The 15,661-nt window shown below is 69.9% G+C and carries 8 protein-coding genes and 1 pseudogene; 5 read left to right on the top strand and 4 right to left on the bottom strand.

The features are described 5' to 3' along the window. Positions 1–299: 299 nt before the first annotated feature. The 3 genes from araB to ABEA87_RS39170 all read right to left on the bottom strand — a co-directional run bounded on the left by araB (position 300) and on the right by ABEA87_RS39170 (position 9,155). The gene (araB, locus tag ABEA87_RS39180; protein ID WP_345638547.1) at positions 300–1,952 is read right to left on the bottom strand and encodes a ribulokinase; all 1,653 of its coding nucleotides are present in this window, start codon (positions 1,950–1,952) and stop codon (positions 300–302) included. 410 nt (positions 1,953–2,362) lie between these two features. After that, positions 2,363–6,448, bottom strand: coding sequence for a LamG-like jellyroll fold domain-containing protein (locus ABEA87_RS39175; protein ID WP_345638545.1), 4,086 nt, complete (start codon positions 6,446–6,448; stop codon positions 2,363–2,365). A 70-nt stretch (positions 6,449–6,518) separates the two neighbouring features. Then, positions 6,519–9,155, bottom strand: a complete 2,637-nt coding sequence (locus ABEA87_RS39170) for a LamG-like jellyroll fold domain-containing protein (protein ID WP_345638543.1) — start codon at positions 9,153–9,155, stop codon at positions 6,519–6,521. A gap of 394 nt (positions 9,156–9,549) precedes the next feature. Here ABEA87_RS39170 and ABEA87_RS42820 point away from each other — a divergent pair. Continuing rightward, positions 9,550–9,633 (top strand): annotated as a pseudogene (locus ABEA87_RS42820) (IS5/IS1182 family transposase); the annotation flags it as partial. Between the two features lie 137 nt (positions 9,634–9,770). Here ABEA87_RS42820 and htpG read toward each other — a convergent pair. Next, complete coding sequence (gene htpG / locus ABEA87_RS39165) at positions 9,771–11,687, bottom strand: molecular chaperone HtpG (RefSeq protein WP_345638541.1); 1,917 nt, start codon at positions 11,685–11,687, stop codon at positions 9,771–9,773. A 205-nt stretch (positions 11,688–11,892) separates the two neighbouring features. On the opposite strand from htpG, the gene ABEA87_RS39160 reads away from it, so the two are divergent. The 4 genes from ABEA87_RS39160 (at position 11,893) to ABEA87_RS39145 (ending at position 15,626) form a co-directional block, all read left to right on the top strand. Further along, complete coding sequence (locus tag ABEA87_RS39160; protein WP_345638539.1) at positions 11,893–12,609, top strand: SRPBCC family protein; 717 nt, start codon at positions 11,893–11,895, stop codon at positions 12,607–12,609. A 92-nt stretch (positions 12,610–12,701) separates the two neighbouring features. Next, on the top strand, positions 12,702–13,592 hold the full coding sequence (locus tag ABEA87_RS39155; RefSeq protein WP_345638537.1) for an aminoglycoside phosphotransferase family protein: 891 nt from the start codon (positions 12,702–12,704) through the stop codon (positions 13,590–13,592). A gap of 147 nt (positions 13,593–13,739) precedes the next feature. Further along, complete coding sequence (locus ABEA87_RS39150; RefSeq protein ID WP_345638535.1) at positions 13,740–14,552, top strand: Clp protease N-terminal domain-containing protein; 813 nt, start codon at positions 13,740–13,742, stop codon at positions 14,550–14,552. Positions 14,553–14,648: 96 nt separating this feature from the next. After that, entirely contained in the window at positions 14,649–15,626 is a 978-nt protein-coding gene (locus tag ABEA87_RS39145; RefSeq protein ID WP_345638533.1) for an asparaginase, read from the top strand. Positions 15,627–15,661: the final 35 nt, after the last annotated feature.

Here is a 15,661-nt window from a genome sequence, read left to right as displayed (position 1 = left end):
CGGCGCTATCGACCCGCGGAGCGGCAGGATCGCGGGGACGTCGCGTGGCAACGATTGTGCAAGCGGACCGCCACGCCCGCGCCGAAAGCCCCGCCGCTGAGCGAGTCTTGGTGGGGATCCCGCCCAGACCGGGAATCCCCACCAAGACCTGACCGGCCAAGCCGGCACTGAACTCCACTGTGGAGCGTGCCGGCCGTCGGGCAGGCATCGCACTTTTGGATCGTCGGGGCGGTCGGCGACCGCGTCCAGCGGTCGACCGGCCCGCCCGTTATCCGGTCACTGACGACCGCGGCGCGTCGTCAGGCGATGACCGCCTGGCGGCGGGCCCGCGCCCGCAGCCGGTGCAGCACGTCGTTGCCGCCGCGGCCGAAGTAGTCGTGCAGCCGGCGGTACTCGCCGTACAACGCGTCGTACCCGTCGGCGCGGGCGGTATCCGGTTGGTACACGGCCGCCCGGGGTGCGCTCATCTCCTCCGACGCCCGGTAGATGTCGGGGTAGGCGCCGGCCGCCACGGCCGCGTGGATCGCCGCGCCCAGCGCCGGCCCCTGCTCCGCGGCGGTGGTGGCCACCGGGCGCCGGGTCACGTCCGAATACAACTGCATCAGGTACGGGTTGCGAATCAGGCCGCCGGCCGCGACCAGCTCGGTGACCGGCAGGCCGGCCGACTCGAACGCCTCGATGATGGTGCGGGTGCCGAACGCCGTCGCCTCCATCAACGCCCAGTAGGTGTCCTCCGGCCGGGTGGCCAGGCTCTGCCCGACGATGACCCCGGTCAGGTCGTGGTCGGCGAGCACGGAACGGTTGCCGCTGTGCCAGTCCAGCGCCACCAGCCCGTGCGCCCCGACCGGCTGGGCGGCGCCGAGCCCGGACAGCAGCGTGTGCAGGTCGACTCCCTCGCGACGGGCCCGCGCATGGTACGACGGGGGCACGCAGTTCTCCACGTACCAGGCGAAGATGTCGCCCACCCCGCTCTGCCCCGCCTCGTACCCCCAGAGCCCCGGTGAGATCCCGCCCTGCACCACGCCGCACATCCCGGGCAGCTCGGCCAGCCGCTCACCGTTCATCACGTGGCAGATCGAGGTGCCCATCACGGCCAGCATCTGGCCGGGGCGCAGTGCGCCAACGGCGGGCGCGGTCACGTGCGCGTCGACGTTGCCGACCGCCACCGCGATGCCCTCGGGCAGCCCGGTCCACGCGGCCGCCGTCGCGGTGAGCCCGCCGGCCCGGGCGCCCAGCTCCGACAGCGGGTGGGCCAGCTTGTCGGTGACGAAGCCGGCGAAGTCGGGGTCCAACGCGGACAGGTACGCCGACGACGGGTACCGGCCGTCCTGGAGGATGCCCTTGTAGCCGGCGGTGCACACGTTGCGCGTCTCGACGCCGGCCAGCTGCCAGGTGATCCAGTCGGCCGCCTCGATCCACCGGTCGGTGCGCGCGTAGATCTCGGGGTCCTCCGCCAGCAGCTGGAGGCCCTTGGCGAACTGCCACTCCGCGGAGATGCGCCCACCGTAGCGGCCGAGCCACCCCTCCCCCCGGCGGACCGCCAGCTCATTGATCTGGTCGGCGTACGGCTGGGCGGCGTGGTGCTTCCAGAGCTTCGCGTACGCGTGTGGCCGGTCCGCGAACTCGGGCAGCTGGGACAGCGGGGTGCCGTCGCGCAGCACGGGCAGCGCCGTGCACGCGGTGAAGTCGATGCCGATGCCGATCACCTCGCGCGGCTCGACGCCCGCCGCGCGCACCGCCTCCGGCACCGCCTCGCGCAGCACGTCCCGGTAGTCCTCCGGGTCCTGCAGCGCCCAGCCCTGCGGCAACTCCTCGCCGCCGAGGGTCCGATCAATCACGCCGTGCGCGAAGGGGTGCACGGCACTGGCCAGCTCCGCCCCGTCCTCAACGCGTACCACCAGGGCCCGGCCCGACAGGGTGCCGAAGTCGATCCCGACGACGTAGCTGGCCATCCGAACTCCTGTCAGTCAGTGCGGTGCCGACGCTTGGCTCAGGCCGCTATCGGCCGCCCGTGTTCGAAATACTGAACACGCGCATAACGTGTGTGCATAGGCTGGCCCATCGACGGCCGGCTGTCAATGCCTTCGGGTTGGCCCGCCCCCCTTTGCGGGCAAGGGTTTTCGCCTACGCTTGCGGTCTCGCCGGCCATCGACCGGTCCGATCCCGGGCTCGGTCGAGAGCGGGAGCGGCACGAGCGGTAGGCCGCCCGTGCCGGATGTTGTTCGGTATATCGGACATTCATTCGCTTTTTTGGGCCGTTTTCCCGACCCGGGAAGCGCGGATGCCCGGTGCCGGCGGGCATTCCACCCACCGGCACCGGGCCTCTCGGCTGGGTCGCGCTAGCACGACCCAGGAAAACGGATCAGGAGAACGAGAAGGTCGCGCTGTGGGTGGTGCCGTCGCTCAGCTTGAGGTCCAGCTGGCCACAGGTGCCCTTCCAGCCCTTGTCCGTCTGCCAGGTGTACACGTACTGCTTGGTCGCCGGGTCGTAGTGCAGCCCCGCCGACCTGAGCTCGGACACCGCCGGGCCGCTGGGCGTGTCGGTGCCGCAGTACATCGGCTGGAACTGCGGGGAGCCGGCGAGCACCGAGGTGCCCTGGTCACCGCCGATCCCGAAGCTGACCGGCACCGCGGCGCCGGCCGGCGCCGAGTTCACCGTCGGTTCGTCGCCGACCCGGCCCGAGAAGCCCTGCCAGTCGAGAACGTTCTCGACCTGGACCTCCTTGAGCCCGACCGCGAAGCCGGTCTGCCGGGTCATCAGCACCCGTACCTGCTGCGCGGTGACCGGAGCGAAGTCGACCTCGTTGTAGTTGGCCTGCGGCGTACCCGGCGAGTGCGCCTGGTTCGGTATGTCGACCCAGTTCGTACCGTCGAAGTACTGCACCGAGTACGAGCTCGGTTCTCGGTAGGTGTTGCCGCCGGAGCCGAACTGTTTGTTGCTGTAGAAGTACAGCTTCACATTGTTGATCTGGGTCGGTTTTCCGAGGTCCACCTGCAACCAGTCCTGGGCGTTGGGCGAGCCCACGTCGCCCCAGATCGGGTTGGTGCCGACGTACGAGCCCGACGTCACCGGCAGGCCGCTGATGGTGAATCCGTCCACCGCGTTGGCCGGACTGGTGCGCTGCGAGGCCGGGGTGGTGGTGGTGAACGAGGCCGTGGCGGTCTTGCCCTGGGCCAGGTTGGTCACTCCGCCGGTGGTCGAGGAGATGTCCACTCCCGCCTTCTGGAAGCTGTCCACCATTCGCGCGTTGTCTGACAGGCTCACCTGGGTGGCCGTCTTCAGCGGCACGGCGGCGTGCGCCGAGACCTGCGTCGCGCTGCCGTCGTTCACGGTGACCGCGCCGGTCGCCGAGTTCCACGTCACGTGGGCCAGGTCGTCGACGGTGAACGCGCGCTTGCCGTCGATGTACAGCGAGTACCCCATCGGGGCGTTCGGGTAGTAGACGGTCCCGCCCGGCTTCTGCCAGACGATGGTCAGGTTGCTGCCGTGGTAGCTGAGGTTGTTGGCGGTGAAGTGGTCGTACCCCATGTCGATCGGGTACAGCTCCACCTGGTTGTCCAGCCGCGACTGCAGGCCCGCGATGTCCTGGAAGAACATCCAGTTGAAGGAGCCGAGCACGTCGTCGTGGATACCGGAGCGGCCCAGCGTCTGGGTCGTCGGGTTCCAGTTGAAGAAGTACTCGTTGTTGTCCGGGAACTGGTTGTTGCCGTTGATGTCCTCGTTCCAGGCCAACCACTCGATCAGCTGCCGGTACATGTCCGGCGTGATGTACTGCGACGGGTACTTGCGCAGCGCCGACGAGTACAGCATCGCCTGCAGGGTGGCGTTGATGTTCGAGAAGTTGTTGGTGCCCTGCGAGCAGGCTGCGCAGGCGATGTCCGCGGCCTGGTCGGCCTGGTCGGCGGTGTACACCGGGAAGATCGGGAAATCCGCGGAGCTGGCGTAGTACCGCAGCGCCTGGGTGTACTCGGCGGTGTCCGGCGGGATGCCGTTGATGAACGGTGTGAAGTTCTGCTGGTCCTTCCAGCAGACCAGGTTGCCGGTGGTCAGGTCCTTCTGCAGGAACACGCCGCCGGGGCAGGTGACCGTCGGCTTGGTGCTCGAGATGATGGTCGCGTTCTTGCCGTTGCCCGACGAGTCGGTCGCGGTCGCGCCGCTGGCCTCGTCGAACTTGTAGGACGCCACGTTGCCCGCGCCCGGTTGCCCACCGGCCAGCGCCTGCACGTCGGTCGCCGGCAGGGCGTGGTCGTAGATCTGGAAGTCGTCCACCTTGGCGTTGAGGTACGGGTCCCCGAACGCGGAGCGGCCGATCCAGTTCTGGTTGGTGTTGCCCAGGTTCGACGGGTGCAGCGTCATGTTGGCGTTGGTCGACACCGGGTTGCCGTTGACGTACAGGGTTCCGGTGGTGCCCGACAGCGTCACGGTCAGCAGCGACCACTGGTTCAGCGGCAGCTGCGAGGTGGCGTTCAGCTGCTGCTCGGCCCCGCTGCCGCCGGTGGTGATGGCGAACCGGGGACCGCTGCCGGCGTTGACCGTCAGGAACATGTAGGTGCCGGTACCGGTGCCGATGTCGAACACCCGCGACCAGGTGGTGTTCGCGCCCGGGTTGACCCAGGTCGAGATGGTGAAGTCGGACAGGCCGCTGACGATGCCGGTCGGCATGCTCACGTACTCGCTGCTACCGGAGAGCGGAACCGCGTTACCGATCTTCCCCGTTACCCGGGGTCCGGTGGCGACCGTGCCGGTGCCGGTCGGCGTGTTGGTCACCGGGCCGCTGGCCCACAGGTTGTTCAGCAGGGCACTCTTGATGCCGCTGGCGATGTCGCTCATCTGCGACGACTTGGCGGTGTTGCCCACCAGCGCGTACTCCTGCGACGCGGCCTGCGCGCCGGCGTACCAGTACGAGCTCTCGGTGCGGTCCTGCGGCCGGGTGCCGTAGTACTTGAACGCCACCGAGTCGGCGTCGTTGCCCGGCAGCGTGCCGGACGAGTACTCGATCAGATCGTTCTTGTTGGTGTCGATCTTGCCGAGCGTGCCCTCAAGGTCACAGTCGCTGTACTCGGCCAGGTTGTTCACCACCGACGTCGGACCGCCGTGGATCAGGTAGCTCTGCCACGCCTGGGCCGAGGTCCACTGCTCGTAGGTGTTGTTCCAGTTCCCGGTGTTGCCCGGGTTGTCGTGGTACGCCTGGCACGCCGACTCCTCACCCTGGGACAGCCAGGAGCCGTACGAGTACTCGGGATCGCGCCAGTACTCCAGGTCGTTCATCCGCATCGGCACGGTCAGCGAGATCTGGTTGTTGTAACCGAGCGCGCCTTCCAGGTCGACCGGGAACTGGTAGTCGTTGCCCGGGATGTTGCCGTCGAACGTGTTGTACCGGTTCTCCCAGGTGCGGTAGTAGGAGATCTTCTCCACGTTCGCGTCCGGCAGGTCGACGTACGGCACGGTGTCCACCCAGAACTGGTTGTACTCCTTCATCTGGGTCAACCAGGCCGTGTTCGGGTCGTAGCCGCGGTAGCGCTGGTAGTCGGTCAGCGACTGCGGGATCTCGGTGGCGATCGCGCCGAGCTGCAGCTTCAGGCTGATCGACGCGTTCGGCGCCAGCGTCACGGTGCGGGTCAGCGCGTTGCCGCTGGCCGTGAAGCCGTCCCCGCTGAATCGCGGGAAGATGGTGGTCAGCGCGTAGCGGATGGCCACCGTACCGGTCAGCTCGGAGTTGTCCGCCGAGGGCGTGGTGGCGATCGGCGAGCTGGCGGTCAGCGTCGTCGTGGTCGACGTGGTACCCGTGTTGGTCAGGGTCAGGTCGGTGACCGCGACGTCGTTGTCGGTGATGAACTTCTTCTCCGCGATGTTCAGCGCGCCGGCGTTGTACACGCCGGAAAAGTAGCTCGGGTACTGCAGCTGCTTCGAGGTGTCCTCGGTGACCGTCGCGCCCGAGACCGCCACGGTGTACAGGTTCTGCGCCGCACCGGTGGTGGGCGGCTGCCGGTAGGCGTACCCGCCGCCGCCGTTGGCGCCCGTGCCGCCGGCCTGGAAGCCGAGCTGGCGCTCGGACGTGCTGTACATGTACAGCGCCCGGCCCCGGGTCATCAGCGGGTCGGAGTCGTTCAGATAGGGGCGGGCCAGGATCCGGTCGAACCAGTACGAGGTGCCGCCGGCCGCCACGTCGGCGTCGTAGATGGTCTGCAGCTCGCTCTTTGACGGGTCGAACGTCCCGGGCGGTGCGGGCACCGGGTCGGCCGAACCGACGAACGGCGGGGTGCCGGGGTCCATGCCCGCCGGCTCGCCCGGGTGGTACGTCGCGTGCGCCGTGCCGGCGGTGGCCACCATGCTGGCGACCATCGCGAAGCAGGCGATCAGGGCCTTGGCCGCCAACCGGCGCGGCGCCCGGCGCCGGCCGTTCGTCCGCGCCAGGCTCGCCGCCAGCTCACGCTCCTCGGCAGGCACTGCTCTGGATCTGGATCGTGGTCGTAACATGCGCGTCCGTTCCCTCTCCTTGTGCGTTGGTTGGCAACTACTAGGACAGGCTGGTCTGGATGGTGGTGACGATCGCCGCGCCGCGGGTGAGCAGGTCGGTGGCCTGCGCGTCGGTCAGCGCCCCGCCACGCAGCGCGCCCACGGCATCGGGGAAGTCGCCGGCCAGCACGCCGCTCGCGTCGGCGGGCCGCCCCGCCCGCAGCAGTGCCTGGGCCTGGGTCAGCACCACCGTCAGCGAGTTGGTGGCACCGGCGCCGTACGGCTGGGCGGACACGTAGTCCAGCAGCCCGGCGACCTGACCGTCGACGATGAGGCCGGCCAGTTCACTCGGCGGCAGGCCACGCTGGTAGATGCGCACGTCGTCGACCAGGCCACCCAGGAACGGATCGGCCGGACTCTGCGAGCGGCCGATCCAGTTGTTCGGCGTGTTGCCCAACGGGGCCGGGTACAGGCTGATGTTGGTGTTCTGGCCGACCTGTACGCCGTTGACGTACAGCCGGGCCGTCAGCGCCGACTTGGTGACGGCGACATGCACCCACTCGCCGGTCGGCAGCGGAGCGGTGCCGTTGATGCGCTGTTCGCGGCTTGCCCCGCCGGTGGTGATGGCGTACCGCACGGTGCCGGCGCCGTTCGGGGTCAGGTACATGTACACGTTGGTGCCGGTGCCGAAGTCCCAGATGTGCGGGGAGGTGGTGCCGGGGTTGAGCTTCACCCAGCAGGCGATGGTGAAGTCGTACATGCTCCACATCAGGCCGGTGGGCAGGGCCGCGTACCCGGTCTGCCCGTCCAGGCTGATCGCGCCCGCCAGCACGCCGCGCGCCCGGGCGGCCCCGCCCACCAGGGTGGCGGCGTTTCCGTTGCCGGTGGCGTCGGCGACCGCCGCACCGCTGGTCTCGTCGAAGCGGTACCAGGCGACCGGCGCCAGGGCGGCCGCACCCAACGTCTGGACCACCCTCTGGATGGTGCCGTCGTCGTTGAAGAACACCTTGTCGATGCAGACCGACCGGCGGAACTCGCCACCGCCGGGCAGTGCCCCGTTGTGGTACACGATGTACCACTGGCCGTTGAACTGCACGATCGCCGAGTGGTTGGTGGTCGTGTTGGTGACGGTGTCGAGGATCCGGCCCCGGTAGGTCCACGGCCCCATCGGGGCGGTGGCCGTCGCGTAGTCGATGCTCGCCGGGTTGCCCCCGGTGGCCGGGTTCCCCCGGGCGTACGCCAGGTAGTACAGGCCGTTGCGCTTGAACAGGTACGGCGCCTCCCAGTACCCGGTCAGGCCCTGCGGGGTGAGCACATTGACCACCGGCGAGATGATGGTGGCATCGCGCCCGTTGCCCGAGGAGTCGACCGCGGTCGCGCCACTGGCCTCGTCAAACTTGTAGTTGGCGACGTCGCCCGTGCCCGGCGCTCCGCCGGCCAGCGCCTGCACCTCGGCGGCGGACAGCCCCCGGCTGTAGATCTGGAAGTCGTCGATGGTGGCGTTCAGGAACGGGTCGCCGAACTGCGAGCGGCCGATCCAGTTCTGGTTGGTGTTGCCCAGGGCGGCCGGGTGCAGGGTCATGTTCGCGTTGGTGGCCACCGGGTTGCCGTTGATGTAGAGCGTGCCGGTGTTGCCGGTGACGGTCACCGCCACGTGCGACCAGGCGTTGGTGGCCAGCGGACTGGTCGCGTTGAGTTGCTGCTCGCGGCCGTTGCCGCCGGTGGTGATGGCGTACCGCGGCGCGGCCCCGGCGCTGACGGTGAGGAACATGTAGACGCCGGTGCCGGTGCCGAAGTCGAAGATGCGCGTCCAGGTGGTCAGGGCGGCCGGGTTGATCCAGGTGGCGACCGTGAAGTCGTTGAGGCCGGCGGTGATGTTCGACGGGAGGTTCACGTAGTCGCTGGTGCCGCTCAGCTTGACCGCGTTGCCGATCTTCCCGGTCGCCCGGGGGCCGATCGCGCCGCCCCCAGCGGCCGGGCCGCCCAGGGCGTCGATCTCAATCATGTTGCTCTTGAGCTTGGCGGCGCGCGGTGAGCCGAACGAACCCCAGTAGATGTATGCCTGCCCGTCGTCGTCGACCAGCACCGTCGGGTCGATGTCGAACCCGCTGTGGTTGGCCACGGAACCGTCGATCAGCGGGTGTCCGAGCGGGTCGGTCCAGGGCCCGAGCGGCGAGTCGCCGACCATCACGCCGACGGTCATCGCGCCCGACGACGCCTGCTGCATCGGCAGGTACCAGTAGAACTTGCCGTCCCTCTCCACCATCTGCGGCGCCCAGGCGTTGGCGTTGGCCCAGGGGATGTCGTCCAGCGTCAGCCGCGGGCCGTGATCCGTCCAGTGCTTGAGGTCGTCGGTCGAGTACAGGTGCCACTCACGCATCCGGAAGTTGCCGAAGCCGAGCGGCGCCTCATCCCGGTCGGTGTCGAGATACAAACGTCCATTGTAGACGAATGCGTCCGGGTCGGCGGTGTAGATGCTGGTGACGACCGGGTTGCCCGTTGAGGTGAACGCCCCGGCGTTCACCGGCCCGGTCAGCACCGGAGTCGTCGCGTCCGGCGCGGCACCTCCCGCGTCGGAGGCGGCCTGGGCCGGTCCGGCGAGGTAGGCCGAGGCCACCGCGCCGGCCGTCGCCCCACCCGCGGCTCGCAGGAAGACACGACGGTCGAACCGCGGCCGTTCGGGCTGTTCTGCAGACACCGTTCCCTCCTCATGGGTTGCGGCCCCGCGTCATACAGTCCGGTCGATCCGAACGACGCCGCGACACTGTGGCAGCGAGTCGGGAGAACCGGCGGCTGCCATGACAGTTGCCCGCACACCATCGAGCAGCCAACCATTGCCCGGGGCGCGACGGTCGGTCAAACTCTAGGGAGCCTTGACGTTCTGTTCGAGATATCGGATGACGTTCGGCCGGTAGTGACGAAACCCTATGAGTCGCCTCGGCCAATGTCAACGGCCGCATCGGCCACGAAAACTGGCCCCGGCGGCGGGCCGCGGCCATTGGCACGATATGGATCGCTAAGGGACGTCTCGCAGACTCCAAAGGCGGTCCACAGTGGATCACTTCGCGGTGGAGGAGATCCCTACCCGCCCGCTGGTCGCCAGGCACCGGCGCACGAAGCTCACGATGCGGCAGATCGGCTCATTGTTCGGGGTATCGCACTCCGCCCGCTCTCGGCGGACCGGAGTCGGCTACCGCGCCGGTCCGGTGTCGGGAACGGCGAGCAGAGCGTGGCGCGCCGAGTCGGCCAGCCACGCCTGCGCGTCGTCGACGCGGTGGGGCCCCGGACATCGCGCGTCCGGGGCCCCACCGCACTACAGCGTGCGCGCCAGCCGGTCCGCCAGCAGGCGGGTGAACCGGGCCGGATCGCCGAGTTCGCCGCCCTCGGCGAGCAGCGCCATCCCGTACAGCAGCTCGGCCGTCTCGGCCAGCGCCCCGTCGTCGCCGTCCGTGCCGCGCTCGTGGGCCTCCCGCAGCCCGGTCACCAGCGGGTGCGCCGGGTTGACCTCCAGGATCCGCTTGACCTGCGGCACCTCCTGACCCATCGCGCGGTACATCTTCTCCAGCGTGGGCGTCACGTCCTGCGCGTCCCCGACAATGCAGGCCGGCGAGGTGGTCAGCCGGGAGGACAGCCGCACCTCCTTGACGGAGTCCCGCAACGCCGTGCCCATCCAGGACAGCAGCGCGGCGAAGTCCTTCTTCTGCTGCTCCCGCTGCGGCTCGGCGTCCTTCTTCTCGTCCTCGGTGTCGAGGTCGACCTGCCCCTTCGCGATCGACTGCAGCCGCTTGCCGTCGTACTCGGGGACCGACTCGACCCACATCTCGTCGATCGGGTCGGTCAGCAGCAGAACCTCGTACCCCTTGGCGCGGAAGGCCTCGAGGTGCGGCGAGTTCTCGAGCGTCGGTCGCGACTCGCCCGTCATGTAGTAGACGCTCTGCTGCCCATCCTTCATCCGCGCCACGTACTCGGCGAGAGTGGTGTCCTTCCCCCCGTCGTGGGTCGACGCGAACGAGGCGATGTCGAGGATCGCCTTCTGGTTCTCGTGGTCGTTGAGCAGTCCCTCCTTGACCGCCCGCCCGAACTGCGTCCAGAAGGTGTGGTACCCCTCGGGGTTGCTGGTCAGCAGGTCCTTGACCGTCGAGAGCACCTTCCTCACCAGGCGCCGGCGCATCAGCTGGATCTGCCGGTCCTGCTGCAGGATCTCGCGCGACACGTTGAGCGACAGGTCCTGCGCGTCCACCACACCCTTGACGAAGCGCAGGTACTCCGGCATCAGCTCTTCGCAGTCGTCCATGATGAACACGCGCTTGACGTAGAGCTGAACCCCGCGCTTGCCTTCCCGCATGAACAGGTCAAACGGCGCGTGGGACGGGATGAACAGCAGCGCCTCGTACTCGAAGGTCCCCTCGGCCTTCATGTGGACGATTTCGAGGGGGTCGCTCCAGTCGTGGCTGATGTGCCGGTAGAACTCCTTGTACTCGTCGTCCTTGACCTCGTCCCGGGGGCGTGCCCACAGCGCCTTCATCGAGTTGAGCGTCTCGATCTCGCGCGTCGTCACGCCCTCGGCGTCGGTGCGCTCGTTGTCCATCCGGATCGGCCAGGCGATGAAGTCGGAGTATCGCTTGACGATCTCCTTGATCTTCCAGTCCGCCGCGTAGTCGAACAGGTGGTCCTCGGCGTCCTCGGGCTTGAGGTACAGCGTGACCGCGGTGCCCTGCGGCGCGTCGTCGACCGAGGAGATCTCGTACGTCCCCTCGCCGGTGGACTCCCAGCGGGTGGCGCCGCTCTCCCCCGCCCGGTGCGTCACCAGCGTCACCTTGTCGGCGACCATGAAGCTGGCGTAGAAGCCGACGCCGAACTGGCCGATCAGGTCCTGCGAGGCGGCGTCCTTGGTCTCCCGCATCTTGCGCAGCAGCTCGGCCGTGCCGGACTTCGCGATGGTGCCGATCAGCGTCACGACCTCGTCGCGAGACATGCCGATGCCGTTGTCGCGCACCGTCAGCGTGCGTTCCTGCTTGTCTACCTCGATCGTGATGTGCAGGTCGGACGCGTCGACCAACAACTCCTTGTTGACCAGCGACTCGAGTCGAAGCTTGTCCAGCGCGTCGGAGGCATTGGAAATCAACTCACGCAGGAAGATGTCCTTGTTGGAGTAGATGGAATGCACCATCAACTGCAGAAGCTGGCGAGCCTCTGCCTGGAACTCGAGCGTCTCCGGCTGGCCGCTCATGGGACTCCTTTCCGCGGGCAGGTCACGAGGACCGCTTGTTGCTGAGGGGTTGGCGATTGGGCCGCGTCCAGCGTAGGGCAACGGGTCGATCAACGGCCGACCGCTCGGGGTCGGCCCCGCGCTTATTATAGGTCTGGCTTATATAAGCCAGCGCTGTTACGTTGAGCCGGGATGAGATCCGGCAGGTCAGATCCGAGGAGGCTCAATGATTGACGTCACCACCCAGATCAACGCCGTCCGACGGCAGGTCGGCTCGCGAACGCTCGACGCCGGCGAGGCGCGCACGGTCACCCTCACGCAGACCTACGACGCGCCCATCGACGACGTCTGGGACGCCTGCACCAGCGCCGAGCGCATCCCCCGCTGGTTCCTGCCGATCTCCGGCGACCTGCGCCTGGGCGGCCACTACCAGCTGGAGGGCCAGGCCGGCGGCACCGTCCAGCAGTGTGACCCGCCGAAGAGCTTCGCGGCCACCTGGGAGTTCGGCGGCGAGGTCAGCTGGATCGAGGTGCGCCTGGACCCCGCGCCGAGCGGCGGCACCCGCCTCGAGATCGAGCACATCGCCCCCCTCGACCAGCAGCGGTGGGCCGAATTCGGGCCGGGCGCGGTGGGCATCGGCTGGGACTCGATCATCATGGGCCTGGCCCTGCACCTCACGTCGGGCGGCACCGCGCTGGACCCGGCCGAGGTGGCGACCTGGGTGGCCTCCGAGCAGGGGCGTGAGTTCATGGCGGCCAGCAGCCGAGGATGGTGCGACGCCAGCATCGCGGGTGGCACCGACCCGACCGAGGCGCGGGCGGCGGCGGACCGGGTGACCGCCGCCTACACCGGGGCACCCGCGCCTGCCGCCGCACCGCCTGCCGCCGAACCGCCCGCCACCGAACCGCCCGAAGGCGCCACAGCGCCGCATCCCGGGCGATAACCCGCCGGGCGCACGGGCCCGGTCACCCGAGCGAGCCCGGGTATCGGGCCCGAATCGACGCGCGCGGCGGCCGGCTTGGGCAGGATCAGGGCATGGGGGGTTACGACCCTCGGTCCCTGAAGCCGCCCGAGCCGCTCGGCCGGCTGCGCGGCACCGACGCGGGTCGGGAGTGGCTGGCGGCGCTGCCGGACACGCTGGCCGAGGTGGTATCCGACTGGTCGCTGCGCATCGGCGAGCCGTACGGCGACTCGAAGGTCTCCCTGGTGCTGCCCGCCACCCTGCCGGACTCGTCGACGGCGGTGCTCAAGCTCCAGTTTCCCGACCGGGAGAGCGAACACGAGGCGGCGGCGCTGCGGCACTGGGACGGCAACGGCGTGGTGCGCCTGCTCGCCCACGACGAGCGGCGCTGCGCGCTGCTGGTCGAGCACTGCGCCCCCGGTGACTATCTGGCGCGGGCCGACCTCGACAACGCTCTGTCGGTCTTCGTCGACCTGCTGCCGGTGCTGTCGAAGCCGGCGGCGGAGCCGTTCACTCCGCTGTCGGACGAGGCGCGGCGGTGGGCCGAGAACCTGATGCCGGAGTGGGAGCGGGCCGGCCGGCCGTGCGAGCGCCGGCTCGTCGACGCGGCCCGCGACCTGCTGGACGGGCTCGTTGACGGCCCGGACGAGCACGTGCTGCTGCACCAGGATCTGCACTCCTACAACGTGCTGAGCGCCGACCGGCAGCCATGGCTGGCCATCGACCCCAAGCCGCTGGTCGGCGAGCGGGCGTTCGCCATCGCCCCCATCGTGCGCGACTACGAGCTCGGCCACAGCCGGCGGCAGCTGCGCCTGCGACTGGACCGGCTGAGCGCGGAACTGGACATCGACCGGGAGCGCGCCCGCGACTGGACGTTGGCGCAGACCGTGGTGTGGGCCATCCGGGGCGGCGTGGGGACGCCGCGCCATGTGGAGAGCGCGCGCTGGCTGCTCGCCCTGCGCTGATTCCCGTACGGAAGGCCCTCCGCCCGGACAGCGGCCGCGCGCTCCGCCGGCATCCGACAACGGCCGCCGGAGATCCCGGACTCGACAGATAACCCCAGTGGGGGTATACAAGGGGTACACCTTTGCGCGACGAGGGAGGACCCCGTGATGCCCAAGATCAACGTCTATCTGCCCGATGAGCTCGCCGAGGCCGTGAGGGACAGCGGCGTGCCCGTCTCCGCGATCTGCCAGCGGGCACTGGAGCAGGCGGTGCGCCGCGTCACCGCGATCCGGGAAACGGCCCTCGGCGACCTGGACGACGCCGCCCTCGCCGCGAGGCTGCCGAACTTCACCGCCCGCGCCCGCGCCACGCTGCGGCTCGCCGCCGAGCGGGCACGCACGGCCGGATCGACCATGGTCGGCAGCGAAGACCTCCTCGGCGGAATCCTCGACGAGGGCGGCAACCTGGCAGTGCAGGTGCTACGCGCCCTGGAGATCAGGCCCGACCAGATCGCCAGCGAGCTCGCCCGCCACCAGCAGACCGAGGCGGACGCGTCCGGAGCGAGCCCGGCCGGAGCGGGCGCGTCCGGAGCGGGCTCGGCCGTGGCAGACCCGTCCGGGGCCGGCCAGTCGCAGCGCTTCACCGGACCGGCCGCCAATGCGCTGGAGCTGGCCGTCACCGAGGCCACCGCCCTCGGGCACAACTACGTCGGGTGCGAGCACCTGCTCATCGGGCTGGTCGCCGAGCCGGACGGCACGGCCGGTCAGATTCTCCGGTCACTGGGCGCGGAGCTGCGGCTGACCCGTCGCGGGGTCGTCGCCGCCCTCGCGGGCTACGTGCACCTGCGCGCCCAGGCGTCCTCGGCCGCCGGCGCGGCGGACACCACGGCGCTCGCGGCCGTGATGAGCCAGCAGCTGCAGCCGCTGCTCGACCGGATCCAGCGGCTGGAGGAGCGGGTGAACCCGGCACCGGGGGCCTGAGTCCCGGCACCGACCGACCACGCGCGCCGGCCGGCGCGGCATGGTCCGCCCCGGCCGGCGCCGCGGCAGGGACTACCGGATAGAGGGAGACCACACGTGGCCGAGCGGATCCTGCTCCTCGCGAACAAGGACACCATCGCCTACCGCCGCCGCCCGGGGCACGAGGACGTCGCGTCCGGGGCGCAGCTGCTCGACGCCATCGGCGCGGACCTGCCGGACGCCGACGTGAGCGTCGAGGACGTCCTGTCCGAACCCGGCTGGGACACCACCCCGGCGACGATGATGGCACTGGCCCGCCGGGCCCGCGCCGCGATCCTCGATGACGGCTTCGCCGGCGTCGTCATCACGCACGGCGTCGACACCCTCGAAGACACCGCCTTCCTCATCGACCTGCTGGCCGGGCCGGCCGCCCGGCAGGGGGCGATAGTCATCACGGGTGCGATGCGCCCGCTGGACGACCTCTCGTCCGACGGGCCACGCAACCTCGCCGGCGCCATCGCCGCCGCCACCGATCCCACCCTCGCCGGCGCCGGCGTCGCGGCATGCCTCAACGATGAGCTGCACGCCGCGCGCTGGGTGACGCTGGTCGACGCCGCCGGCATCGCCGCGTTCTCCTCGGCTCCCCATGCCCCGATCGGACGGATCGTCGACTCGCGCGTCGAACCGCTCGGCACCCCGCCGCCCCGGCCACCCGAGCCGGACGGCGAAGCCGAATCCGAGGTCGCGCTCATCAAGACCTACCCCGGCATCGAACCGGCACTACTGACCACCGCCGTCGACCGGGGTGCCCGCGGGATCGTGCTGGAGGGCACCGGCATGTTCAACGTTCCCGGCAACCTCCTGGTAGCCATCGGCGACCTCATCGAGGAGGACATTCCGGTGGTCATCGCCTCCCGGTGCCACACCCGCCCGGTGGACCTGGCCGAGCTGCCGCTCATCGCGGGCCTCGCCGGACGCGTCGGCGCGATCGGGGCCCGCGGACTGGCGCCCGGCAAGGCACGCGCCGCCCTCATGGTCGCCCTCGGCTCGCAGGGCGGCGTGCGGGCCGCCCGCGACTGGTTCCAACAGCTCTGACGCCGGGCGCGGGGCGCCGGCGCCGGGCGCGGGGC

Origin of the sequence: Rugosimonospora acidiphila (assembly GCF_039543385.1) — a bacterium.
Lineage (GTDB): Bacteria > Actinomycetota > Actinomycetes > Mycobacteriales > Micromonosporaceae > Rugosimonospora > Rugosimonospora acidiphila.
Note: the sequence above shows the minus strand (reverse complement) of the source record. Positions and strands in the feature narration are given on the sequence as shown.

Coding starts and splice junctions, on each gene's coding strand:
- araB (WP_345638547.1), bottom strand. CDS start 1,952: ATGGCCAGCTACGTCGTCGGGATCGACTTCGGCACCCTGTCGGGCCGG.
- htpG (WP_345638541.1), bottom strand. CDS start 11,687: ATGAGCGGCCAGCCGGAGACGCTCGAGTTCCAGGCAGAGGCTCGCCAG.
- ABEA87_RS39160 (WP_345638539.1), top strand. CDS start 11,893: ATGATTGACGTCACCACCCAGATCAACGCCGTCCGACGGCAGGTCGGC.
- ABEA87_RS39155 (WP_345638537.1), top strand. CDS start 12,702: ATGGGGGGTTACGACCCTCGGTCCCTGAAGCCGCCCGAGCCGCTCGGC.
- ABEA87_RS39150 (WP_345638535.1), top strand. CDS start 13,740: ATGCCCAAGATCAACGTCTATCTGCCCGATGAGCTCGCCGAGGCCGTG.